Origin of the sequence: Geodermatophilus telluris (assembly GCF_900102745.1) — a bacterium.
GTDB lineage: Bacteria > Actinomycetota > Actinomycetes > Mycobacteriales > Geodermatophilaceae > Geodermatophilus > Geodermatophilus telluris.
In genome coordinates, this window is sequence record NZ_FMZF01000002.1 from 408,302 (window position 1) to 431,119 (window position 22,818).

Genomic DNA, 22,818 nt, shown 5'->3' on the forward strand with positions numbered 1-22,818 from the left:
CTGGGGGTGGGAACGATCGCGCCGAGTGGGTCGACGTCGGTCAGGCCGAGCTACGGGCGGCTGCGCAGGCGGCTGCTGCTGACCGTGGTGGTGCTCGTGGTCGTCGCCGCGCTGGCGGTCGCCGGGCTGGTGTTCCTCCGCGGCGACGACGCCGTCCCGGACGCCGCCGGCCCGGCCGCGGTGCTGCCCGAGGTCGGTGCCCCCGGGCCGGTGCTCGCCGCGCTGTCCGACGCGGCGCCCGCGCCGGACCCCGACGCGCTCACCGCGCTGCTGACGCCGCTGCTGGCCGCCCCGGCGCTGGGCGGCGGCGTCTCGGCCGAGGTGGTCGACGTGGCCGACGGGCGGACGCTGTTCGCGCAGGGCGCCGACGACCCGGTCACCCCCGCCTCGACGGCCAAGCTGCTGACCGCCGCTGCCGCGCTGACCACCCTCGACCCCGAGGACACCCTGGAGACGCGGGTCGTCGCCGGGGCCGGCCCGGGCGAGGTGGTCCTCGTCGGCGGTGGTGACCCCACCCTGTCGACGACAGCACCCTCGCTCACCTACCCGGGCGCGCCCACCGTCGCCGACCTCGCCGCGCAGGTGCGCGCCGCGCTGCCCGCGGGGACGGCGGTGACCCGCGTCGTCGTCGACGGCTCGCTGTTCGAGGGCCCGCTGACGGCGGAGGGCTGGGGGCCGGAGGACGCGCCGTCGACCTACGCGGCGCCGGTCACCGCCACCGCCGTCGACGGCGCCCGGACCCGGCCCGGCGAGGACCCGCGCAGCGGCTCGCCCGGCACCGACGCCGGGCGCGCGCTGGCCGCCGCGCTGGGCGCCCCCGGCGCGACCGTCGAGCTCGGCGAGGCGCCCGACGGCGCGGCCGCGCTGGGCAGCGTCCGGTCGGCCCCGGTGGCCCGCCTGGTGGAGCAGGCGCTGTCGCAGTCGGACAACCTGCTGGCCGAGTCGCTGTCGCGGCACGTCGCGCTGGCCCGCGACCTGCCGGCGAGCTTCGACGGCGCGGCGCAGGCGGTCCCCGAGGCGCTGGAGGAGGCGGGCCTCGACGTCGCCGACGTGGAGCTGCACGACGGCAGCGGGCTGTCCCGGCTGGACCTGGTCACCCCGGCGGTGCTCACCGGGCTGGTCACCGGCGCCGCCGACGGCTCGCTCGAGGGCACCTCGGCGGTGCTGTCCGGCCTGGCGGTGGCCGGCTACGACGGCACGCTGGCCGACCGCGGCGACACCGACCCCGCGACCGCCCCCGGCGCCGTCCGCGCCAAGACCGGGACGCTGCTCGGCGTCCACGGCCTCGCCGGCACCGTCGTCACCGCCGACGGCCGGTTGCTGGCCTACGCGCTGGTGGCCAACGGCACCTCGGGCGGCGGTGGGCCCGAGGAGGCCGCGCTCGACGCCGCGGCCGCGGCGCTGGCCGCCTGCGGCTGCAGCTGAGGGCCTGGGCGCCCAGGCCCCCCGCGTACGGTGAGGCGATGAGCAGCAGCGCACTGGTCGACTGGGAGCTCGCCGGGCGCACCGCCCGCCGGCTGACCGGGCCCGGACCCGGGACCACCCGGGAGGAGGCCGCGGCCGTCGTCGCCGAGCTGCACCGGGCCTCCGCCACCGCGGTGGCGCACGTCGAGGGCCTCACCGGCCTGCGCCCGGTCGAGGGCGGGCCGGTCCCCGAGGTCGCCGTCGTCGACCGGCCGGGCTGGATCGACGCCAACACCGCCGGCATGGCCGCGCTGCTCGACCCGCTGGCCGGTGCCCTGCTCGAGCGCTCGGAGAGCCGCCCCGGGCCGCTGGCCACCGCGATCGGCTCGCGGGCCACCGGCGTGCAGGCCGGCGGGCTGCTGGCCTTCCTCTCCTCGCGGGTGCTCGGCCAGTACGAGGTCTTCGGCACCGGCGGCCGGCTGCTGCTCGTGGCGCCCAACATCGTCGACGCCGAGCGCCGGATGGGCGTCGACCCGTCGGACTTCCGGCTGTGGGTGTGCCTGCACGAGGTCACCCACCAGCTGCAGTTCACCGCCTTCCCGTGGCTGCAGGACCACCTCGAGGCGCAGATCACCGAGTTCGTGCAGGCCACCGACCTCTCCCCGGACGCGCTGCGCGACCGCATGGCCGACCTGGTCCGCGGCCTCGCCGACGCCGTCCGCGGCGGGGACGACGACGCCGGCTCCCAGGGCCTCATGGCGCTGGTCCGCGACCCCGCCCAGCGTGCCGTGCTCGACCGGGTCACCGCGGTGATGAGCCTGGTCGAGGGGCACGCCGAGTTCGTCATGGACGGCGTCGGCCCCGACGTGGTGCCCTCCGTGCGCACCCTGCGCAAGCGCTTCGCCCAGCGCCGCAAGGGCCGCAACCCGCTCGACCGGGTGCTGCGCCGCCTGCTGGGCCTGGAGCAGAAGATGAAGCAGTACGCCGACGGGCGGCACTTCGTCGGGGGCGTCGTCGACCGGGTCGGCATGGACGGCTTCAACCGGGTGTGGTCCGGTCCGGAGACGCTGCCCCTGGTCGAGGAGCTCACCGACCCCGCCCGCTGGGTCGAGCGGGTGCACGGCCGCCCGGCCGTGACCGCCTGACACCCGGACCCCGGTGAGCGGGCCGCCCCCGGCGGTCGCGGCCGTCCGCAGCGCCGTCCGCCCCGGCCTGCGCGCCTGCCCGCAGCCGGTGCTGGTGGCCGTCAGCGGGGGAGCCGACTCGCTCGCGCTGGCCGCCGCGGTCGGGTTCGAGGCGCCGCGCGCCGGGGTGCGGGCCGGCGCCGTCACCGTCGACCACGGCCTGCAGCCGGGCTCGGCCGCCCGCGCCGCCGCCACCGCCGAGCTCGCCCGCGGCCTGGGGCTCGACCCCGTGCTCGTGCTGACCGCCGACGTCCGGCCCGGCGGCGGCCCCGAGGGCGCGGCCCGCACCGCGCGCTACGCCGCGCTGGACGGCGCGGCGGCCGCCCACGGCGCCCGCGTGGCCCTCGGCCACACCCTCGACGACCAGGCCGAGACCGTGCTGCTGGGGCTGGGCCGCGGCTCGGGCCCGCGGTCGGTGGCGGGCATGGTGGCGCACCGCCCGCCCTACTGGCGGCCGCTGCTCGCCGTCCGGCGGGCGACCACCCGCGAGGTCTGCGCCGCGCTGGGCCTGCCGGTGTGGGACGACCCGTGGAACACCGACCCCGCCCACCGGCGCGCCCGGGTGCGGGCCGAGGTGCTGCCGCTGCTCGAGGACGTCCTCGGCGGGGGAGTGGCCGCGGCCCTGGCCCGGACGGCGGACCTCCTGCGCGAGGACCTCGACGCCCTGGACGCCCTGGCCGGGGCCGAGCGCGCCCGGCTGGCCGGCGACGGCGGGCTGCCCGCCGCGGAGCTCGCCGCCCTGCCGGCCGCGCTGCGCCGCCGGGTGCTGCGCGGCTGGCTGCGCGACGCCGGCGTCCCCGACCTCGCGGCGGTGCACCTCGCCGCCGTCGACGCGCTGCTGACCCGCTGGCGGGGGCAGGGGCCGGTGACCCTGCCGGGCGGTGCCGGGGCGCTCCGGACGTCTGGCAGGCTGGTGCTGCGGCCCGCCGGCTGCGAGGGCTCGACCGCCCGGCCGGCCGCCGACCCCCGCCCGGTCCCCCAGCCCGAGGAGCAGCACCCGTGAGCGAGACCGCCTCCGCCCCGCAGGGCGCGCTGGGCCCCGACCACGGCTACGGCCCCGACATCGACCACGTGCTGCTCTCCGAGGAGCAGATCCAGGCCAAGATCGCCGAGCTGGCCGCCGAGATCGCCCGCGACTACGCCGGCCGCGAGGTGCTGCTGGTCGGCGTCCTCAAGGGCGCGGTGCTGTTCATGAGTGACTTCGCCCGCGCCCTGCAGCTGCCGACCCAGATGGAGTTCATGGCCGTCTCCTCCTACGGCAGCTCCACCAGCTCCTCCGGCGTCGTCCGCATCCTCAAGGACCTCGACCGCGACATCTCCGACCGGCACGTGCTGGTGCTCGAGGACATCATCGACTCCGGACTGACGCTGTCCTGGCTGCTCAAGAACCTGGGCGGCCGGCGCCCGGCGTCGCTGGAGGTGTGCGCGCTGCTGCGCAAGCCCGACGCGATCAAGGTCGAGGTGCCGGTGCGCTACGTCGGCTTCGACATCCCCAACGAGTTCGTCGTCGGCTACGGCCTCGACTACGCCGAGCGCTACCGCGACCTGCCCTACATCGGGACGCTCAAGCCCGAGGTCTATGCGTGACACGGCGGTCCTCCGGACCGCACCGCGGCCAACTGCCGTCCCCCTGTTGCGCTGAGCCCATCCGCCGCACCCTTCGCGGAGCCCTCCGGGCCCCACTCGGGCACGGCCCTCGCGGGGCGGCTCCGGCCGGCACCCGCCACTGCGTGCCGTACCCCACCTGGTCCCGGCGCCTCCGTCGCGCCCGGTGAGGACCCTCCGGGCCCGTCCCCGGGCGCGACACGACCCCGGGGACCCGCGCGGGTGACGGCGGCGACCGTCCAGCTCGCGGACAGGGGCTGCACAGGCGTCCCGGTGTACCGTCGGGCGCAACGACGCTGGACCGCGCGAGGGTGTCCGCCCGGCTCGCGCGGCGCGTCACCCGGACGATCAGGAGGGTCGACGGGCCAGGCCGGAGCCCTCCGGTCGCCCGGCATCGGTGTATGGAACGCAAGAAGATCTTCCGCTCCGTGTGGTTCTGGGTCGTGCTCGTCGTCCTGGTGGCCCTCGGCCTGTCCTCGTTCCTGGGCGGTGGCTCGGACTACAAGACGGTCGACACCTCCGTCGCGCTGCAGCAGATCGAGGACGGCAACGTCTCGTCGGTCACGATCAACGACAAGGAACAGACCCTCGACCTCGACCTGGCCCAGCCGGTCGACGGTGAGGACAAGATCAGCGCGGCCTACCCGATCGGGGCCTCCGACGACGTCTTCGCGCTGGTCTCCGGGATCGGGAGCGACGGCAGCTCGAGCGGCGACGGCGTCGACTTCACCACCAACGTCACGCAGGACAGCGTCTTCGTCAGCGTCCTGATCAGCTTCCTGCCCTTCCTCATCCTCCTGCTGCTGCTGTTCTGGCTGTTCAACTCGATGCAGGGCGGCGGCCGGGGCGTCATGGCCTTCGGCAAGTCCAAGGCCAAGCAGATCACCAAGGACAGTCCCAAGACGACCTTCGCCGACGTCGCCGGCGCCGACGAGGCCATCGAGGAGCTGCAGGAGATCAAGGACTTCCTGCAGAACCCGGTCAAGTTCCAGGCCGTGGGCGCCAAGATCCCCAAGGGCGTGCTGCTGTTCGGCCCGCCCGGGACCGGCAAGACCCTGCTGGCCCGCGCGGTGGCCGGCGAGGCGGGCGTGCCGTTCTTCTCGATCTCCGGCTCGGACTTCGTCGAGATGTTCGTCGGTGTCGGCGCCAGCCGCGTGCGCGACCTGTTCGAGCAGGCCAAGAGCAACGCCCCGGCGATCATCTTCGTCGACGAGATCGACGCCGTCGGCCGCCACCGCGGTGCCGGCATGGGCGGCGGGCACGACGAGCGCGAGCAGACGCTCAACCAGATGCTCGTCGAGATGGACGGCTTCGACGTCAAGGGCGGCGTCATCATGATCGCCGCCACCAACCGGCCGGACATCCTCGACCCGGCGCTGCTGCGCCCGGGCCGCTTCGACCGGCAGATCGCCGTCGACCGGCCCGACCTCGAGGGCCGCAAGCAGATCCTCGGGGTGCACGCCAAGGGCAAGCCGCTCGCGCCCGACGTCGACCTCGAGACCGTCGCCCGGCGCACGCCCGGCTTCACCGGCGCGGACCTGGCCAACGTGCTCAACGAGGGCGCCCTGCTCACCGCGCGGAACAACGGCACGGTGATCACCGACGCCGTCCTCGAGGAGGCGATCGACCGCGTCATCGCCGGCCCCGAGCGCAAGACGCGGGCGATGAGCGAGAAGGAGAAGAAGGTCACCGCCTACCACGAGGGCGGCCACGCCCTGGTGGCGCACGCACTGCCCAACCTGGACCCGGTGCACAAGGTGACGATCCTGCCGCGCGGCCGCTCGCTGGGGCACACGCTCGTGCTGCCGACCGAGGACAAGTACACCCAGACCCGCTCGGAGATGATCGACACCCTCGCCTACGCCCTGGGCGGGCGGGCGGCCGAGGAGCTGGTGTTCCACGAGCCGACCACCGGTGCCGGCAACGACATCGAGAAGGCCACCTCGATGGCCCGCGCGATGGTCACCCAGTACGGCATGAGCGCCAAGCTGGGTGCGGTGAAGTACGGCAGCACCGACTCCGAGCCGTTCCTCGGCCGGGACATGGGCTCGCGGCCGGACTACTCCGAGGCCGTCGCCGCCGACATCGACAGCGAGGTGCGCGCACTCATCGAGGCCGCGCACGACGAGGCGTGGGAGATCCTCGTCGAGTACCGCGGCGTGCTCGACGCGCTCGTCCTCGAGCTGATGGAGAAGGAGACCCTCTCCAAGGAGGACATGGCCCGCATCTGCTCGCCGGTCACCAAGCGGCCCTCGCTGGCGCCCTACAACGGCTTCGGCAAGCGGACGCCGTCGGACCAGCCGCCGGTGCTCACCCCGGCCGAGGCCGCGGCCCAGGCCAACGGCAACGGGCACGCGAACGGCAACGGCGCGACCCTGGTCAAGGGCGGCAGCACCGCCGTGGGCGACGTCGGCGCACCCGCGCAGAGATGAGCGAGCTCCCGGAGGAGGCGGAGGACGAGGTCCGCGTCGACCTGTCCCGCGTGGACACGGCGCGGGCCGAGGCCGCGGTCCGCGAGCTGCTGCTCGCGGTGGGGGAGGACCCCGACCGCCCCGGGCTCCGGGACACCCCCGGGCGGGTGGCCCGCGCGTACGCCGAGACCTTCGCCGGGCTCTGGCAGGACCCCGCCGAGATCCTCGCGACCGTCTTCGACGAGGACCACGACGAGCTGGTGCTGGTCAAGGACATCCCGATGTACTCGACCTGCGAGCACCACCTGGTGCCCTTCCACGGCACCGCGCACGTCGGCTACATCCCCGGCGAGGACGGCCGGGTGACCGGGCTGTCGAAGATCGCCCGGCTGGTCGACGTCTACGCCCGGCGGCCGCAGGTGCAGGAGCGGATGACCCGGCAGATCGCCGACGCGGTGGACGAGAACCTCAAGCCGCGCGGCGTGCTCGTCGTCATCGAGGCCGAGCACCTGTGCATGGGCATGCGGGGCATCCGCAAGCCCGGCTCGACCACGGTCACCTCGGCGGTGCGCGGCATCTTCCGCGACAACGCCGCCACCCGCGCCGAGGCCATGGGCCTCGTGCTGGGCCGGTGACCACCACCGTCCTCCCGCGGCCGGGGCGCTGCGTGGTCATGGGCGTCCTGAACGTCACCCCCGACTCCTTCTCCGACGGCGGGTGCTTCGCCGACGCGCCGACCGCGATCGCGCACGGGCTGGCGATGCACGCCGCCGGGGCCGACTACGTCGACGTCGGGGGCGAGTCGACCCGCCCGGGCGCGGACCGCGTCGACGCCGACGAGGAGTGCCGCCGGGTGGTGCCGGTCGTCCGCGAGCTGGCGGCCGCCGGCGTGCGCACCAGCGTCGACACCACGCGGGCCGAGGTCGCCGAGGCCGCGCTCGCGGCCGGGGCGGTCCTGGTCAACGACGTCAGCGGCGGGCTGGCCGACAAGAACATGGCCGACCTGGTCGCCGAGACCGGCGTCCCCTGGGTGCTCATGCACTGGCGCGGGCACAGCCGCGAGATGCACGCCGCCGCCCGGTACGGCGACGTCGTCACCGAGGTGTGCGCCGAGCTCACCGCCCGCGTGGAGGACGTCGTCGCCGCCGGGGTCGACCCGCGGCAGTTGGTGCTCGACCCCGGGCTGGGCTTCGCCAAGCGCGCCGAGCACAACTGGGCGCTGCTCGGCGGCCTCGACCGGCTGATCGCCCTCGGGCTGCCCGTCCTGGTCGGCGCCTCCCGCAAGACCTTCCTCGGCCGGCTGCTCGCCGGGCCGGACGCCGAGCCGCGGCCGGCCGAGCAGCGCGACGCCGCCACCCTCGCCACCACGGTGCTCGCCGCCGAGGCCGGCGCCTGGGGCGTGCGGGTGCACGACGCCGCCTCCTCGGTGGACGCCGTGCGCACCGTCGAGGCCGTGCGCACCGCGCGCGGGGCCCGCCGTGGCTGACGCCCACCCGCCCCGCCACCCCGACCGGATCGCCGTCCGCGGGCTGACCGCGCACGCCCACCACGGGGTCTACGGCTTCGAGCGCGAGCAGGGGCAGACGTTCTCCGTCGACGCCGTCCTCGAGGTCGACACCGCACCGGCGGCCGCCACCGACGACCTCGCGCTGACGGTGAACTACGCCGACCTCGCCCAGCGGCTGCACGGCGTCCTCACCGGGGAGCCGGTCGACCTGCTGGAGACGCTGTGCCGGCGGCTGGCCGACGTCTGTCTGGCCGACCCGCTGGTGCAGGCCGTCGAGATCACGGTGCACAAGCCGCAGGCCGACCTCGGCGTCCCCTTCGACGACGTCACCGTCACCATCCGGCGCGAGCGGTCATGACGCGCGCCGTCCTCTCCCTCGGCGCCAACCTCGGCGACCGCGCCGGCGCGCTGCGCACCGCCGTCGAGGCGCTCCGGGCCGACGGCCTGGTGGCCCGCTCGGTGCTCTACGAGACCCCGCCGTGGGGCCCGGTCGAGCAGCCGCCCTACCTCAACGCGGTCGTGTTCGTCCGCGGCGACCGCGACGCCGCCGGGTGGCTGGCCCGGGCGCACGAGCTCGAGCAGGCCGCCGGGCGCACCCGCGAGGTGCGCTGGGGCGCCCGCACGCTCGACGTCGACGTGGTCACGGTCACCGGCGACGACGGCGTCCCGGTGCTCTCCGACGACCCGGCGCTCACCCTGCCGCACCCGCGGGCGCACGAGCGGGCGTTCGTGCTGGTCCCGTGGCTGTCGCTGGACCCGACCGCCGTGCTGCCCGGGCACGGCCGGGTGGCCGACCTGGTCGCCGCGCTGCCCGCCGAGGACGTCGCCGCGGTCGTGAGGTGGGAGCACCTGCAGTGAGGCCGGTGAACCGGCGGGACCTCCTCGTCGTCACGGCCGGGCTGGCGGTGGCCGCCTGGCTGGTCGTGCGCGCCACCTACGGCAGCCTCCCGCCGCTGCGCTGGTGGCTGCCCGTGCCGCTGGCCCTGCTCGCCGTCGCCGAGGCGCTCGGCGCCCGCACGCTCCGCGCCCGCCTGGCCGCCGAGCGCGCCGCCCGCCGCGGTGCCACCCACCCGCGGGAGGGCGGCGACCCCACGCCACCGCTGGTCCGCCCGGTCGAGCCGATGCTGGTGGCCCGGCTGGCGGTGCTCGCGCAGGCCAGCGCCTTCGTCGGCGCGGCCTTCGCCGGCGTGTGGGCCGGGGTGCTGCTGCACGTGGCACCCGCGGTGTCCCGGCTGGAGGCTGCGGCGGGCGACACGGTCACCGCGGTCGTCGGGGTGCTCTGCGCCGCCGCGCTGACCGCGGCGGCGCTGTGGCTGGAGTCGGTGTGCCGCGTGCCGCGCGACCCGTCGTCCTCCGAGCGGCTCCACGGCCAGGAGCCCTCCCCCTGACGCGCTGCGGCCCTCTCGTGGTCTAGCGCGCCGGCACCGCGGCACCCGCGGTCTCGGGCACCGTCCCGTCCACCGAGCGGCGCAGCGCCCGGTGCAGCGACTCGGGCGTGAGCACCCCGAGGAAGACCTCGCCGTCGAGCACCGCCACCCAGCCGGCCTCGTGCTGCAGCATCGTCGAGAACGCCGTCTTCAGGCTGGCCTCCACCGGCACCCACGCGTCCATGCGGTGCGACGCCGACCCGACGGTGCCCGGGCCCGCGGCCCGCTCGCCGGAGAGCCACCCGTGCAGCCGGCCGTCGTCGTCGAGGACCACCGCCCAGCGTGCGCCGGCCGCCTGCAGCGAGGCGCGCGCGTCGGCCAGCCCGTCGGCCGCGTGCACCACCGGCGGGCGCTCGAGGTCGTCGACGGAGATGCCGGTGACCGCCAGCCGCTTCAGGCCCCGGTCGGCGCCCACGAAGTCGGCCACGAACCCGTTCGCCGGCCGGCCGAGCAACTCCGCCGGCGGCGCGAACTGCTCCACCCGCCCACCGGAGCTCATCACCGCGATCCGGTCGCCGAGGCGCACGGCCTCCTCGATGTCGTGGGTGACGAACACGATCGTCTTGCGCACCGTCTCCTGCAGCCGCAGGAACTCCCCCTGCAGCCGCTCGCGCACCACCGGGTCGACGGCGGAGAACGGCTCGTCCATCAGCAGCACCGCCGGGTCCGCGGCCAGCGCCCGGGCCACCCCGGCGCGCTGCCGCTGGCCGCCGGAGAGCTGGCTGGGGTAGCGGTCGCCGTGGACGGCGGGGTCGAGGCCCACCGTGGCGAGCAGCTCGTCCACCCGGGCGCGGGTGCGGCGCCGGTCCCAGCCCAGCAGCCGCGGCACCGTGGCCACGTTCACCCGGACGGTCTGGTGCGGGAACAGGCCCACGTTCTGGATGACGTAGCCGATGCGGCGGCGCAGCCGGTCGGCGTCGACCCGGGTCACGTCCTCGCCGCCGAGCAGGATCCGCCCCGTCGACGGCTCGATGACCCGGTTGATCATCTTCATCGTGGTGGTCTTGCCGCAGCCCGAGGGGCCGACCAGGACCGACAGCTCGCCCGCCGCGAAGGTCAGGTCCAGGCGCTCGACACCGACCGTGCCGTCGGCGTAGGTCTTGCTGACCCCGTCGAGCCGGATCTCCTGTGCGGTGCCCTCCGCACCGCCGGCGGCAGTAGCGTCCACGGGGTGACCTCCCTGGGTGCGCGTCCTCTGCTGGACGCGGTGAGCGACCCCGCCGTGGGGCTGCTCGCGGTGGACGAGGCCCCGAACCCGTGGGTGGACCCGTCCTACGTGACCGACAACTGGGACTCCATCCTGGCCTACACCGGCGAGCACGTGCGCCTGACGGTGCTCGCGGTGGTCATCGGGGCGGTGATCGCCCTGCCGCTGGCCCTGCTGGCGCGGCGCAGCCGGTTCCTGTCCGCCCCGGTCCTGGGCCTGTCGACGGTCGTCTACACGATCCCGTCGCTGGCGATGTTCGCGCTGCTGGTGCCCTTCACCGGGCTGTCGTCGAACACGGTGCTCATCGGCCTGGTGGCGTACTCGCTGGTCATCCTGGTGCGCAACTTCCTCGCCGGGCTGCAGGGCGTGCCCGCCGACGTCCGCGAGGCGGCCCGGGGGATGGGGCTGTCCCCGGCCCAGGCCCTCTGGCGGGTGGACCTGCCGCTGGCGCTGCCGGCGTTCATGGCGGGGCTGCGGATCGCCACGGTGTCCACGGTCGCGCTGACCACCGTCGGCGTCCTGGTGGGCCACGGCGGGCTCGGCCAGCTGATCACCGGCGGGTTCGCGGCGAACTTCTACCGCGCCGAGATCGTCACCGGCGCCGTCGGCTGCGTGCTGCTGGCGCTGCTGGCCGACGTCCTGCTGGCCGGTGCCGAGCGGGCACTGACCCCCTGGGTCCGGGCGGTGCGGGCGTGAACGACTTCTCGCGGGCGCTCGTCTACCTCAACGACCCCTACAACTGGAGCCGCCCCAACGGCATCGCCGACCTGGCGCTGGAGCACCTGGTGATCTCCGCGGTGGCGGTGCTGGCCGCGGCGGTCCTCGCGCTGCCGGTCGGCGTCGCCCTGGGGACGGCGCGGCGCGGCGCCGGGCTGGTCGTCGTGCTGTCCAACGTCAGCCGGGCGGTGCCCACGCTGGCGCTGCTCACCCTGTTCGCGGTCAGCCCGATCGGCTTCGGCAACCGGGCCACCACCATCGCGCTGGCGGTCTTCGCGGTGCCGCCGATCCTCACCAACACCTTCGTCGGCTTCCGCGGCGTGGACCCCGAGGTCCGCGAGGCGGCCCGCGGGATGGGGATGAGCCGCGGCCAGGTGCTCGCCCGGGTCGAGCTGCCGCTGGCCCTCCCGCTGGTGACGACCGGCATCCGCACCGCCGCCGTGCAGGTGGTGGCCACGGCGGGGCTGGCCGCGCTGGTCGGCGGCGGCGGGCTGGGCCGGCTGATCAACCTCGGGTTCGGCCAGCAGGACTACGGCGTCATGATCGCCGGCGCGATCCTCGTGGCCGGCCTGGCGCTGCTGACCGAGGCGGTGCTCGCGCTGCTGTCCTGGGCGCTGACCCCCGGACCCCGCCGCCTGCCGTTCCTGCAGGTCAGGACCGCGAACGGGGGCAGTCCGGTTCCGGAACCGACGGCGAGCGGCGTCCCGCTGTGACGCGGGTCGCGCCGTGCGGCCGGGCTGGGTAACGACCCCGCAACACATCCGCGCCGGGATTGCCCCGCCGCCGACCGCGGGGGTTGCATGTCCGGCGCGGGGACCCCCGCCAGACACGCGTCGCGGCCGCCCGCCGCACGGGACACAGAAGGCGGACACATGCGTCAGCCACGCGCCCTCACCCCCCTCCTGCTGGCCGGGTTGCTGCTCACCGCCGCCTGTGGGGAGTCCGGCTCCTCCGGCACCGGCGGCGCCACCGGCACGAGCGGCTCGGCCGCGTCCGGTGACGCCTGTGCCCCGGTGGCCGGCGACCAGCTGGTCGTCCTCGAGGACGACCAGCAGCTGCAGAACGCCGACAACATCGTGCCGGCGGTCACCGCGGCCACCGCCGCGGCCAACCCGGCGCTCGTGCCGGCGCTGGACGCCGTCTCGGGCGCGCTGACCACCGACCAGCTCATCGAGATGAACGCCGCGGTGGACCTCGAGCGGCAGAGCGCCGAGGACGTCGCTGCCGCGTGGGTGCAGGACAGCGGTGTGACCGAGGGCCTCGAGCCGGGCAGCGGGCCGATCGTCGTGGGCGCGGGCAACTTCACCGAGTCGACCATCCTGGCCAACGTCTACGCCGGGGTCCTCGACGCGGCGGGCTTCGACGCCTCGGTGCGCGAGGTGGGCAACCGCGACCTGTACCTCCCGGCGCTGATCTCCGGCGCCGACCTGCAGGTCTTCCCGGAGTACCTGGCCACGGTGACCGAGGCGCTCAACGCCCAGGTCAACGGCGCCAACCCGACGCCGATCGCCAGCGGCGACGCGCAGGCGACCCGCGACGCGCTGCAGCCGCTGGCCGACCAGGTGGGGCTGACCTTCGGCACGCCGTCGGAGGCCGCCGACCAGAACGCCTTCGCCGTCACCCAGGAGTTCGCCGACTCCCTCGGCGTGACCACCCTGTCGGAGCTGGCCGACGCCTGCGGCGACGGCTCGCTGGTCCTCGGCGGTCCGGCCGAGTGCCCGACCCGGCCGTTCTGCCAGCCCGGTCTCGAGGAGACCTACGGCCTGAAGTTCGCCGAGTTCCGCGAGTTCGACGCCGGTGGCCCGGCGACCAAGGCCGCCATCCAGCAGGGCGAGGTCTCCATGGGCCTGGTCTTCAGCAGCGACGGCGCCCTCGCGCAGGGCTGAGGTCCCTCGCTCCGGCGCGCAGGACGGCTGCGCGCCGGAGCCGGAGGCTCGCTCACCGTTACCCTGAGCCGATGCGGGGAGGAGTGCAGACGGTGGCCCGACGACCTCCCGGCCCGGCCGGCGCGCCCGGGCTGCGCGCCGTCGGGCTGGCCCTCGGCGCCTGCCTGGCGCTCGCCGCCACGGTCGTGGTCTTCCTGACCGAGGACGCCCGGGTGCTGCGGGTCTCCGTCGTCGCCGTCGCCTGGGCCTGCCTGCTCGCCGCGGTGGCGGCCGGCCGCCGGCCGGCCCGCGACGCCGAGGTCCCCGACGTCCCCGACACGGCCGCTCTCGAGGCCGAGCTGCGCCGCGCCTACGACGCCGAGCTCGAGCGCGAGGTCGCCGCCCGCCAGCGCTACGAGCTGGAACTGGAGAACGAGGTCCGGCGCGAGGCCGAGCAGTCGATGCGCCGGGAGCTCGACGCGCTGCGGGCGGAGCTGGCCGGGCTGCGCGAGGGGCTGTCCGGCCTGGGCGCCCTGCGGGCGGAGGTCGGTGCGCTGGCGGGTCCCCTGGCCGAGCTCGGTGCGCTGCGCGCCGACCTGGCCGAGATCGGCGGCCTGCGCGCCGACGTCGGCCGGCTGCGCGCGGAGCTCACCGAGCAGCTCACCGGGGAGATGCGCGTCGAGCGGCTGGTCATGCACACCCAGTCGGTGCGGACGGCGGCCGGCCGCGAGCCCCTGGAGCCGGCCGCGACCTGGAGCGGCGAGCTCGACGCCGACTGGCCGGCACCCGCGGTGACCGTGGCCGCCCCGGCCGTGGCGCGCGAGCCCGAGCCGCCCGCCCGCCCGCTGCCGCTCCCGCCGCTGCCGGCGCGCCCGGAGCCGGCCGCGTCGCCGTCCGCACCGCCGTCCGCACCGCCTGCTGCGTGGCCGGCCGGGCGCGGACCGCTCGACCCCGCCGACGCCGCGCCGCGCCGCCGGCACACCGACCCGCTGGCCGCCTCCGCCCCGCCGCCCGCTGAGCAGCTGACCGTCGAGCGGCCCGCGCTGCACACCGCCGCGGCCGGCCACGCCGCGCCGTCCCCGGGAGTGCCGGGGGAGGAGCCCGACGCGACCGGGTCGGCGCGGCTGGCGCAGATCCTCGCCGAGAGCGGTGTCACCCCGGGCGGCCGCCGCCACCGCTACCGCGACTAGCGGTCCGCTCAGGCGGGACCGCGGGAGAGCGCGCCGCCGTCGAGCACCAGCGTCTGGCCGGTGACCCAGCCGGCGCCCAGCAGGTAGGCCGCGGCCTCGCCGACGTCCTCGGGCTCGCCGAGCCGGCCGGCCGGGTACGCGCGGGCGGCCTCCTCCTCCCGGCCCTCGTACAGCGCGCCGGCGAAGCGGGTCTTCACCACCGCCGGTGCCACCCCGTTGACGGTCACCCGGGGCCCGAGCTCCACGGCCAGCTGGGTGACCAGGTTGACCAGCGCCGCCTTGCTCACGCCGTAGCCGCCGATCATCGGCGAGGCCTTGAACCCGGCCACCGAGGCGACGACGAGCACCGAGCCGCCGTGCTCGGACATCCACGCCCGCCAGGCCTCCTGCACCAGCCCGAGGGTGCCCACGACGTTGGTGTCGAGGATCTTGCGGAAGGCGTCGAGGTCGAGGTCGACCATCGGCCCGTAGACCGGGTTGATCCCGACGTTGCCCACCAGGTGGTCGAGGCTGCCGAACCGCTCGACGGCCGTGCGCACCGCTTCGGCGCGGTGTGCGGCGTCCCCGGCGTGACCCGGCACGCCGACGGCCACCCCGGGGCCGCCGAGCGCGTCGACCGCCTCCTCGAGCGCCTCGGCCTTGCGGGCGGTGAGCACCACGCGCGCCCCGCGGTCGACCAGGCTGCGGGCGATCGCCAGGCCAATGCCGCGGCTGCCGCCGGTGACCAGTGCGGTGCGTCCCTCGAACGTGCCCACGCCACTCCTCCGTCCCGCCGGCTCCGCTGCCGGTCGCGCCGCCGCTCACCGTAGGACCGGTGCGGAACGGCGCCGTCCCCACCCCGTCGGGTGACCCACCCCACAGGGGCGATCCGTTGCAGCGCGGCGCGGGCGGTCCGACACTCGCCTTCGGCGCTGGTCCGCGTGGCACACCCGGCCGCAGCGGAGCGGCGCCCGCCCCACCCGCACCACCGGCACGACCCCACGGCCGCCGACGACGACGGCCGGACCCGAGTCCGGTACCCGCCAGGGACTGGAACGAGAGGTGCACCGATGCCTGCTGCCCGCAGGACCTCCCGCGCCGCCGGTGTCCCGCCGGCCCACCGCGCCCCCGCCCGCCTCCGCGTCGGCGTCGTCGGCGCCGGACGCGTCGGCGCCGTCCTGGGCGCCGCCCTCGCCACCGCCGGCCACAACGTGGTCGCCGCCTCCGGCCTGTCCGCCGCCTCCGCCGAGCGCGCCGACCGGCTGCTGCCGGGCGTCCCGCTGCTCCCCGCCGACGAGGTCGTCGCCGCTGCCGACCTGGTCGTGCTCGCCGTGCCCGACGACACCCTGCCCGGGCTGGTCGCCGGCCTGGCCGGCACCGGCACCTGGCGCGCCGGCCAGCTGGCCTTCCACACCTCCGGCGCGCACGGCCTGGCGGCCCTCGCCCCCGCCGAGCGCGCCGGCGTCCTGCCGCTGGCGCTGCACCCGGCGATGACCTTCACCGGCGCCCTCGAGGACGCCGACCGGCTGACCGGCGCCCCGTTCGGCGTCACCAGCCGCCCCGAGCACCGCGCCGTCGCCGAGACGCTGGTGCTGGAGATGGGCGGCGAGCCGTTCTTCGTGGCCGAGGACGACCGGCGGCTGTACCACGCCGCCCTGGTCACCGGCGCCAACCACCTGGTCACGCTGGTGGCCGAGGCCGCCGACCTGCTGCGCACCGCGGGCGTCGGCGACCCGTCCCGGGTGCTCACCCCGCTGCTGACCGCCGCGCTGGACAACGGCCTGCGCCGCGGCGACCGCGGGCTCACCGGACCGGTCAGCCGCGGGGACGTCGGCACGGTGGCCGACCACCTCGAGACGCTGACCGAGCGGGCCCCGGAGTCGGTGGCGGCCTACGTCGCGATGGCGCAGCGGACCACGGAGCGGGCGCTGGCCTCGGGCCGGCTCCGGCGGCAGGAGGGAGCGCCGCTGCTCGACCTGCTCTACGAGGCGGCCGACCCGGCCGGTTCCCGGTGAGCGCGCCCGCGGTCCCGGCGGTCGCGGCCACCACCGCCGAGCTGTCCCGGCTGCGCGCCGCGCTGCCCGGCCCGGTCGCCCTCGTGCCCACCATGGGCGCCCTGCACGAGGGGCACCGCGCGCTGGTCCGTGCCGCCCGGGAGCGCGCCGGCAGCGTCGTCGTCTCGGTGTTCGTCAACCCGACCCAGTTCGGTCCCGGCGAGGACCTCGACCGCTACCCGCGCACCTGGGACGCCGACCTCGCCGCGCTGACCGAGGAGGGCGCCGACGTCGTCTTCCACCCGCCGGTGGAGGAGGTCTACCCGCCGGGGGCGCTCGGCGTGACCGTCCACCCGGGCCCGCTGGGCGCGGTCCTCGAGGGCGCGGTGCGGCCCGGCCACTTCGCCGGCGTGCTCACCGTCGTCGCCAAGCTGTTCGGCCTGACCCGGCCCGACCTGGCGTACTTCGGCGAGAAGGACTACCAGCAGCTGACGCTGGTCCGCGCCATGGTGCGCGAGCTGGCGCTACCGCTGGAGGTCGTCGGCGTGCCGACCGTGCGCGAGGCCGACGGCCTGGCGCTGTCCTCGCGCAACCGCTACCTGTCGGCCGCGCAGCGGGCCACCGCGGCCGCGATCTCCCGCGCGCTGCGCGCCGGTGCCGACGCCGGCCCGCGGGGTGCCGACGCCGTCCTCGCCGCGGCCGGGGCGGTGCTGGCCACCGCGCCGGAGCTCGTCCCCGACTACCTCGCGCTCACCGACCCCGACCTCGGGCCCCCGCCGGCTGCCGGCCCCGCCCGGCTGCTCGTCGCCGCCCGCGCCGGCAGCACCCGGCTCCTCGACAACGCCCCCGTCACCCTGGGAGAGCCCCGATGATGCGCACGATGCTCAAGTCCAAGATCCACCGGGCGACGGTCACCCAGGCCGACCTGCACTACGTCGGCTCGGTCACGGTCGACGAGGACCTGCTCGACGCGGCCGACCTGCTCCCCGGCGAGCAGGTCGCGATCGTCGACGTCACCAACGGCGCGCGGCTGGAGACCTACGCGATCCCCGGCGAGCGCGGCAGCGGCGTCCTCGGCATCAACGGTGCCGCCGCCCACCTCGTGCACCCCGGCGACCTGGTCATCCTCATCAGCTACGGCGTCATGGACGAGACCGAGGCCGAGAGCCACGTCCCGAGGATCGTGCACGTCGACGGCGACAACCGCGTCGTCGAGCTGGGCGGGGACCCCTCGGCGCCCGTGCCCGGAGCGACCGGACACCGGCGCAGCGACCTCGGCGTCCCCGTCCGGTGACCCTGGCTCCTCCCGTCACCGGGCTGCCCGTGCGCCTGGCCGCCCCGGCGGCGGGCTGGGAGCTGGCCGCCGACGTCTGCGTCGTCGGCTCCGGCGTCGCGGGGCTGTGCGTCGCGCTGCACGCCCGGGCGGCCGGCCTGTCGGTCGCCGTCGTCACCAAGGTCCGGGTCGACGACGGCTCGACGCGCTGGGCGCAGGGCGGCATCGCGGCCGTCCTCGACCCGGCCGACACCCCGGAGGCCCACGCCCGCGACACCGAGGTGGCGGGCGCGGGCCTGTGCGAGCCCACCGCGGTGCGCGCGCTCGTGACCGAGGGCCCGGCGCGGCTGCACCAGCTCATCGGGTGGGGCGCCGGGTTCGACCGGGACGCCGCCGGGGCACTGCTGCTCACCCGCGAGGGCGGCCACTCCGCCGACCGGATCGTGCACGCCGGCGGCGACGCGACCGGGGCGGAGGTCATGCGCGCGCTGTGCGAGGCGGTGCACGCCGACCCCGGCGTCACCCTCGTCGAGCACGCGATGGTGCTCGACCTGCTCACCGACGCCGGCGGCCGGGCCGCCGGCGTCACGCTGCACGTGCTCGGCGAGGGGTCCGAGGACGGCGTGGGCGCCGTCCGGGCCCGCGCGGTCGTGCTGGCCACCGGCGGCATGGGCCAGGTCTACGCCGCGACGACGAACCCGGCGGTGTCCACGGGGGACGGCGTGGCGCTGGGCCTGCGCGCCGGGGCGGTGGCCACCGACCTGGAGTTCGTCCAGTTCCACCCGACGTCGCTGTACCTGGGTCCGGGCGCCCGCGGGCAGCAGCCGCTGGTCAGCGAGGCGCTGCGCGGCGAGGGCGCGGTGCTGCGCGACGGCGCGGGGGAGCGGTTCATGGTCGGGGCGCACCCGCTGGCCGAGCTCGCCCCGCGCGACGTCGTCGCCAAGGGGATCACCCGGGTGCAGCTGCGCGACGGCGTCGACCACGTCTGGCTCGACGCCCGCGGCGTGCCCGACCTCGAGCACCGCTTCCCGACCATCGTGGCCAGCTGCCGCGCCGCCGGCGTCGACCCGGTCACCGACCTGGTGCCGGTGACGCCGGCCGCCCACTACGCCTCCGGCGGCCTGGTCACCGACCTCGCCGGGCGCACCACCGTGCCCGGCCTCTACGCGTGCGGCGAGGTCGCCTGCACCGGCGTGCACGGGGCCAACCGGCTGGCGTCGAACTCGCTGCTGGAGGGGCTGGTGTTCGCCGCGCGCATCGGCGCGGAGCTGGCCCGTGGCCTGCCGCCGTCCGCGCCGGTCCGCGCGGCCGCGCCGGCGACGGCGGGGCTGCTCGACCCGGCCGGCCGGCGCACGGTCACCGACACCACGTCCGGGCGGGTCGCCGCGCTGCGCTCCGGCGCGGGCCTCACCGAGGCCGGCGGTGTGCTGGCCGGGCTCGCCGCCGGGCTGGCGGAGGGCCGCGGTGCCGACCCGGGCGTGGCGAGCTGGGAGGCCACCGACCTGCTCACCGTCGCGAGCGCGCTCACCGCCGCGGCGGCCGCCCGCGAGGAGACCCGCGGGTGCCACTGGCGGGAGGACCACCCCGGGACCGAGGAGGAGTGGCGGGTGCACCTCGACGTGCGGCTCGACGACGACGGCCGGCTGCGGCTGACCCGCCGCCCCGTGGGCGCCCCGGCGGTGCCGCCGTGGTGAGCGCCGACCCCCGGTCGCTGGAGGGCACCGGCCTGGCCGAGGCGTGGGTCGACGAGCTGGTCGAGCGCACGCTGGCCGAGGACCTCGCCGGCGGCCCCGTGCTGCCGGGCGCCCCCGACCTCGCCGTCGCCCTGGACGTCACCAGCGCCGCCACCGTGCCGCCGGCGCAGTACGGCACCGCCGACCTGGTCGCCCGCGCCGGCGGCGTGGTGGCCGGCCTGCCGGTGGCCGCCCGCGTGTTCACCCGCCTCGCCCCGGGCGCCACGCTGGTGGCCGGCGCCGCCGACGGCGACCGGGTGTCCCGCGGCGACGTGCTGCTCACCGTGCGCGGTCCGGTGCGGGCGCTGCTGGCCGCCGAGCGCAGCGCCCTCAACATCGCCAGCCGGGCGAGCGGCATCGCCACCGCCACCCGCGCCTGGGTCGACGCCGTCGAGGGCACCGGCGCGGTGGTGCTGGACACCCGCAAGACGACCCCAGGCCTGCGGCCGCTGGAGAAGTACGCGGTGCGCTGCGGCGGCGGGTCGAACAAGCGGATGGGCCTCTACGACGTCGCGATGGTCAAGGACAACCACGTCGCCGCCGCCGGGTCGGTGGCCGCGGCCGTCGCCGCCGTCCGCGAGCGGGCGCCGCGGGTGCCGGTGCAGGTGGAGGCCGACACCCCGGCCCAGGCGCTCGAGGCGGTCGAGGCCGGCGCGGACTTCCTGCTGCTGGACAACATGCCGCCGGCGACGCTGCGCGAGGTGGTGGCCCTGGTCGCCGGCCGGGCGGAGCTGGAGGCCACCGGCGGGCTCACCCTCGCCGTCGCCCGCGAGGTGGCCGCGACCGGCGTCGACTACCTGTCGGTCGGCGCGCTCACCCACTCCTCGCCCGTCCTCGACCTCGCCCTCGACCTGCGGGGCTGACCCGTGTTGCTCACCGTCGACGTCGGCAACAGCCAGACCGTGCTGGCCACCTTCGACGGCGCCCGGCGGATCGGCTGCTGGCGGGTGACCACGCACGCGCGGGCCACCTCCGACGAGCTGCGGATGCTCTGGCGCGGGCTGCTGCGCGACACCGAGGTCACCGGGGTGTCGGCCTGCTCGACGGTGCCGGCGCTGCTGCCGGCGCTGCGCCAGCTGCTGGACTCCCTCGAGGTGCCGGTCGTGCTCATCGGCCCGGGCGTGCGCACCGGCGTCCCGCTGCACGTGGACAACCCGCGCGAGGTCGGCGCCGACCGGGTGGTGACCGCGCTGGCGGCGCACGAGCTGTTCGGCCGCTGGCCCGACGGGCGCGGCCGGCCCGTGGTGGTCGTCGACTTCGGCACCTCGACCAACGTCGACGCCGTCGGCCCCGACGGGCAGTTCCTCGGCGGCGCCCTGGCGCCGGGCGTCGAGGTGAGCCTGGAGGCGCTGGCCAGCCGCGCCGCGCAGCTGCGCTCGGTGGAGCTCACCGTGCCGGCCCAGGCGATCGGCAAGAACACCGTCGCCGCGCTGCAGTCGGGGCTGGTGCTCGGCTTCGCCGGCCTGGTCGACGGGCTCGTCGCGCGCATCGCGGCGGAGCTGGTCGGCCAGTTCGGGGCCGCCCCGGTCGTCGTCGCCACCGGGGGGCTGGCGCCGCTGGTGGCCGACAGCTGCCGCTCGATCGGGGAGCGGGAGCCCGACCTCACCGTGCACGGGCTGCGGCTGGCCTTCGAGCGCCACCAGGCCGGCGGCCGCCGCTGACCGCCGTCCGGGCGAGGTGGCGCGGCCCACGGCCGTAGGCTCGGGCGCCGTGACCGACGAACCCCCCGGCCAGCCGGACGACGAGCTCCCCGAACAGCTGCGGGTCCGCCGCGGCAAGCTCGACCGGCTGCGGGAGGCCGGCGTCGACCCCTACCCGGTCACGGTCCCGCGGACGACGTCGCTGGCCGACGTCCGTGCGGCCCACCCCGACCTCGAGCCCGACACGCTGACCGGGGAGCGGGTCGGGGTCACCGGCCGCGTCATCTTCAGCCGCAACACCGGCAAGCTGTGCTTCGCGACGCTGCGCGAGGGCGACGCGGAGCTGCAGGTCATGCTCTCCCGCGACCGCGTGGGCGCCGACGCGCTGGACGCCTGGAAGGCCGACGTCGACCTCGGCGACCACGTCGTCGTCGAGGGCGAGGTCGGGACGTCGCGGCGCGGCGAGCTGTCGGTGTTCGCCGACTCCTGGCAGCTGGCCGCCAAGGCGCTGCGCCCGCTGCCGGTGGCGCACAAGCCGATGAGCGAGGAGCTGCGCGTCCGCCGCCGCTACGTCGACCTCATCGTCCGCGACGAGGCGCGGCGCACCGTGCGCCAGCGGGCCGCCGTCGTTGCCGCGCTGCGCGCCGGGCTGTCCGGCCGCGGCTTCCTCGAGGTCGAGACCCCGATGCTGCAGACCGTGCACGGGGGTGCGGCGGCCCGGCCGTTCCGCACGCACATGAACGCCTTCGACCTCGACCTGTACCTGCGCATCGCGCCGGAGCTGTTCCTCAAGCGGTGCATCGTCGGCGGCCTGGAGAAGGTCTTCGAGATCAACCGCAACTTCCGCAACGAGGGCGCCGACAGCTCGCACTCGCCGGAGTTCGCGATGCTGGAGTTCTACGAGGCGTGGGCCGACTACTCCGACGTCGCGCGCACCACCCGGGAACTGGTCCAGGAGTGCTGCGCGGCGCTCTTCGGCGACCACACCGCCCGCCACCACGACGGCACCGAGGTCGACCTGTCGGGGGAGTGGCCGCAGGTGCCGCTCCACACGCTGGTCTCCGACGCCGTCGGCGAGGAGGTCACCCCGGAGACGCCGGTCGAGCACCTGCGCGCCCTGGCCGATCGGCACGACGTCGGCGTCGACCCCGCGTGGCTGCCGGGCAAGGTCGTCGAGGAGCTGTTCGAGGCGCTGGTGCAGCACTCGCTGCAGGCCCCGACCTTCGTCGTCGACTACCCGGTCGACACCTCGCCGCTGACCCGCGCGCACCGCACGACGCCGGGCCTGGCCGAGAAGTGGGACCTCTACATCGGCGGCATCGAGCGGGGCACCGGCTACTCCGAGCTGGTCGACCCGGTGGTGCAGCGCGAGCGGTTCACCCAGCAGGCGGTGCTCGCCGCGGCCGGTGACCCGGAGGCGATGGTCCTCGACGAGGACTTCCTCGAGGCGCTCGAGTACGGCATGCCGCCCTGCGGCGGGGTCGGGATGGGCATCGACCGGCTGATGATGACGCTCACCGGCCTGGGAATCCGCGAGACGATCCTGTTCCCATTGGTGCGGCCGCTGTCCTGAAAGGGACCGTCCCGTATTCGCGGTGTTTTCTCCCCCTGAATGGGCGGGTCACGCCGCGTGATTGGTGCGGTCGGTCGATTGTGTGGTCGAATGACCGCAGAGTCCGGAG

The 22,818-nt window shown here is 76.5% G+C and carries 23 protein-coding genes; 21 read left to right on the forward strand and 2 right to left on the reverse strand.

The features are described 5' to 3' along the window. Positions 1 to 6 precede the first annotated feature (6 nt). From dacB to BLQ97_RS07180, 10 genes are all read left to right on the forward strand, one after another. Positions 7 to 1,425 (forward strand): D-alanyl-D-alanine carboxypeptidase/D-alanyl-D-alanine endopeptidase, encoded by a 1,419-nt coding sequence (dacB, locus tag BLQ97_RS07135; RefSeq protein WP_091364702.1) that lies wholly within the window; start codon positions 7 to 9, stop codon positions 1,423 to 1,425. A 38-nt stretch (positions 1,426 to 1,463) separates the two neighbouring features. Then, the gene (locus BLQ97_RS07140) at positions 1,464 to 2,549 is read left to right on the forward strand and encodes a zinc-dependent metalloprotease (RefSeq protein ID WP_217637084.1); all 1,086 of its coding nucleotides are present in this window, start codon (positions 1,464 to 1,466) and stop codon (positions 2,547 to 2,549) included. A gap of 13 nt (positions 2,550 to 2,562) precedes the next feature. Next, a complete protein-coding gene (gene tilS / locus BLQ97_RS07145; RefSeq protein ID WP_091364704.1) occupies positions 2,563 to 3,591 on the forward strand; it encodes a tRNA lysidine(34) synthetase TilS in 1,029 nt (342 codons plus the stop codon). After that, positions 3,588 to 4,175 carry a hypoxanthine phosphoribosyltransferase gene (gene hpt / locus BLQ97_RS07150; RefSeq protein ID WP_175471630.1) on the forward strand — a complete coding sequence of 196 codons (588 nt, stop codon included), beginning with the start codon at positions 3,588 to 3,590 and terminating at the stop codon, positions 4,173 to 4,175. The genes tilS and hpt overlap by 4 nt, the downstream gene beginning before the upstream one ends. A 419-nt stretch (positions 4,176 to 4,594) precedes the next feature. Continuing rightward, a complete protein-coding gene (gene ftsH / locus BLQ97_RS07155) occupies positions 4,595 to 6,625 on the forward strand; it encodes an ATP-dependent zinc metalloprotease FtsH (protein ID WP_091364706.1) in 2,031 nt (676 codons plus the stop codon). Continuing rightward, on the forward strand, positions 6,622 to 7,239 hold the full coding sequence (gene folE, locus BLQ97_RS07160; RefSeq protein WP_091364708.1) for a GTP cyclohydrolase I FolE: 618 nt from the start codon (positions 6,622 to 6,624) through the stop codon (positions 7,237 to 7,239). Before ftsH ends, folE begins: the two co-directional genes overlap by 4 nt. Beyond that, positions 7,236 to 8,090, forward strand: a complete 855-nt coding sequence (folP, locus tag BLQ97_RS07165; RefSeq protein WP_217637085.1) for a dihydropteroate synthase — start codon at positions 7,236 to 7,238, stop codon at positions 8,088 to 8,090. Before folE ends, folP begins: the two co-directional genes overlap by 4 nt. Continuing rightward, positions 8,083 to 8,469 (forward strand): dihydroneopterin aldolase, encoded by a 387-nt coding sequence (gene folB / locus BLQ97_RS07170; RefSeq protein WP_091364710.1) that lies wholly within the window; start codon positions 8,083 to 8,085, stop codon positions 8,467 to 8,469. Before folP ends, folB begins: the two co-directional genes overlap by 8 nt. Next, on the forward strand, positions 8,466 to 8,969 hold the full coding sequence (folK, locus tag BLQ97_RS07175) for a 2-amino-4-hydroxy-6-hydroxymethyldihydropteridine diphosphokinase (protein WP_091364712.1): 504 nt from the start codon (positions 8,466 to 8,468) through the stop codon (positions 8,967 to 8,969). Before folB ends, folK begins: the two co-directional genes overlap by 4 nt. Positions 8,970 to 8,974: 5 nt before the next feature. Next, positions 8,975 to 9,499, forward strand: coding sequence for a DUF3180 domain-containing protein (locus BLQ97_RS07180; RefSeq protein WP_245691941.1), 525 nt, complete (start codon positions 8,975 to 8,977; stop codon positions 9,497 to 9,499). Between the two features lie 22 nt (positions 9,500 to 9,521). Here BLQ97_RS07180 and BLQ97_RS07185 read toward each other — a convergent pair whose 3' ends face one another. After that, positions 9,522 to 10,706, reverse strand: coding sequence for an ABC transporter ATP-binding protein (locus BLQ97_RS07185; protein WP_217637086.1), 1,185 nt, complete (start codon positions 10,704 to 10,706; stop codon positions 9,522 to 9,524). A gap of 39 nt (positions 10,707 to 10,745) precedes the next feature. Here BLQ97_RS07185 and BLQ97_RS07190 point away from each other — a divergent pair, with 39 nt between their 5' ends. The 4 genes from BLQ97_RS07190 to BLQ97_RS07205 all read left to right on the forward strand — a co-directional run bounded on the left by BLQ97_RS07190 (position 10,746) and on the right by BLQ97_RS07205 (position 14,517). Next, entirely contained in the window at positions 10,746 to 11,441 is a 696-nt protein-coding gene (locus tag BLQ97_RS07190; RefSeq protein ID WP_217637087.1) for an ABC transporter permease, read from the forward strand. Continuing rightward, a complete protein-coding gene (locus tag BLQ97_RS07195; RefSeq protein ID WP_091364715.1) occupies positions 11,438 to 12,175 on the forward strand; it encodes an ABC transporter permease in 738 nt (245 codons plus the stop codon). Before BLQ97_RS07190 ends, BLQ97_RS07195 begins: the two co-directional genes overlap by 4 nt. 159 nt (positions 12,176 to 12,334) lie before the next feature. Then, positions 12,335 to 13,348: a glycine betaine ABC transporter substrate-binding protein gene (locus BLQ97_RS07200; RefSeq protein ID WP_091364717.1), complete on the forward strand. Its 1,014-nt coding sequence runs from the start codon at positions 12,335 to 12,337 to the stop codon at positions 13,346 to 13,348. Between the two features lie 92 nt (positions 13,349 to 13,440). Continuing rightward, positions 13,441 to 14,517 carry a DUF6779 domain-containing protein gene (locus BLQ97_RS07205; protein ID WP_175471631.1) on the forward strand — a complete coding sequence of 359 codons (1,077 nt, stop codon included), beginning with the start codon at positions 13,441 to 13,443 and terminating at the stop codon, positions 14,515 to 14,517. A gap of 8 nt (positions 14,518 to 14,525) precedes the next feature. Here the strand turns inward: BLQ97_RS07205 and BLQ97_RS07210 are convergent, their stop codons facing one another. Further along, positions 14,526 to 15,272, reverse strand: coding sequence for an SDR family oxidoreductase (locus BLQ97_RS07210; RefSeq protein WP_091364721.1), 747 nt, complete (start codon positions 15,270 to 15,272; stop codon positions 14,526 to 14,528). A gap of 294 nt (positions 15,273 to 15,566) precedes the next feature. Between BLQ97_RS07210 and BLQ97_RS07215 the strand changes: the two genes are divergently transcribed. Genes BLQ97_RS07215 through lysS form a run of 7 tightly spaced genes read left to right on the forward strand, consistent with a single transcriptional unit; the run spans position 15,567 to position 22,709 of the window. Next, the gene (locus tag BLQ97_RS07215; RefSeq protein WP_091364723.1) at positions 15,567 to 16,511 is read left to right on the forward strand and encodes a Rossmann-like and DUF2520 domain-containing protein; all 945 of its coding nucleotides are present in this window, start codon (positions 15,567 to 15,569) and stop codon (positions 16,509 to 16,511) included. Beyond that, complete coding sequence (gene panC, locus BLQ97_RS07220; protein ID WP_091364725.1) at positions 16,508 to 17,362, forward strand: pantoate--beta-alanine ligase; 855 nt, start codon at positions 16,508 to 16,510, stop codon at positions 17,360 to 17,362. The genes BLQ97_RS07215 and panC overlap by 4 nt, the downstream gene beginning before the upstream one ends. Beyond that, the gene (gene panD, locus BLQ97_RS07225; protein ID WP_091364727.1) at positions 17,359 to 17,784 is read left to right on the forward strand and encodes an aspartate 1-decarboxylase; all 426 of its coding nucleotides are present in this window, start codon (positions 17,359 to 17,361) and stop codon (positions 17,782 to 17,784) included. Before panC ends, panD begins: the two co-directional genes overlap by 4 nt. Beyond that, on the forward strand, positions 17,781 to 19,457 hold the full coding sequence (locus tag BLQ97_RS07230) for an L-aspartate oxidase (RefSeq protein WP_091364729.1): 1,677 nt from the start codon (positions 17,781 to 17,783) through the stop codon (positions 19,455 to 19,457). The genes panD and BLQ97_RS07230 overlap by 4 nt, the downstream gene beginning before the upstream one ends. After that, complete coding sequence (gene nadC / locus BLQ97_RS07235; RefSeq protein WP_245691942.1) at positions 19,454 to 20,359, forward strand: carboxylating nicotinate-nucleotide diphosphorylase; 906 nt, start codon at positions 19,454 to 19,456, stop codon at positions 20,357 to 20,359. The genes BLQ97_RS07230 and nadC overlap by 4 nt, the downstream gene beginning before the upstream one ends. Before the next feature lie 3 nt (positions 20,360 to 20,362). Continuing rightward, on the forward strand, positions 20,363 to 21,157 hold the full coding sequence (locus BLQ97_RS07240; RefSeq protein ID WP_091364731.1) for a type III pantothenate kinase: 795 nt from the start codon (positions 20,363 to 20,365) through the stop codon (positions 21,155 to 21,157). Positions 21,158 to 21,206: 49 nt separating this feature from the next. After that, positions 21,207 to 22,709, forward strand: coding sequence for a lysine--tRNA ligase (gene lysS, locus BLQ97_RS07245; protein ID WP_091364733.1), 1,503 nt, complete (start codon positions 21,207 to 21,209; stop codon positions 22,707 to 22,709). Positions 22,710 to 22,818 lie beyond the last annotated feature (109 nt).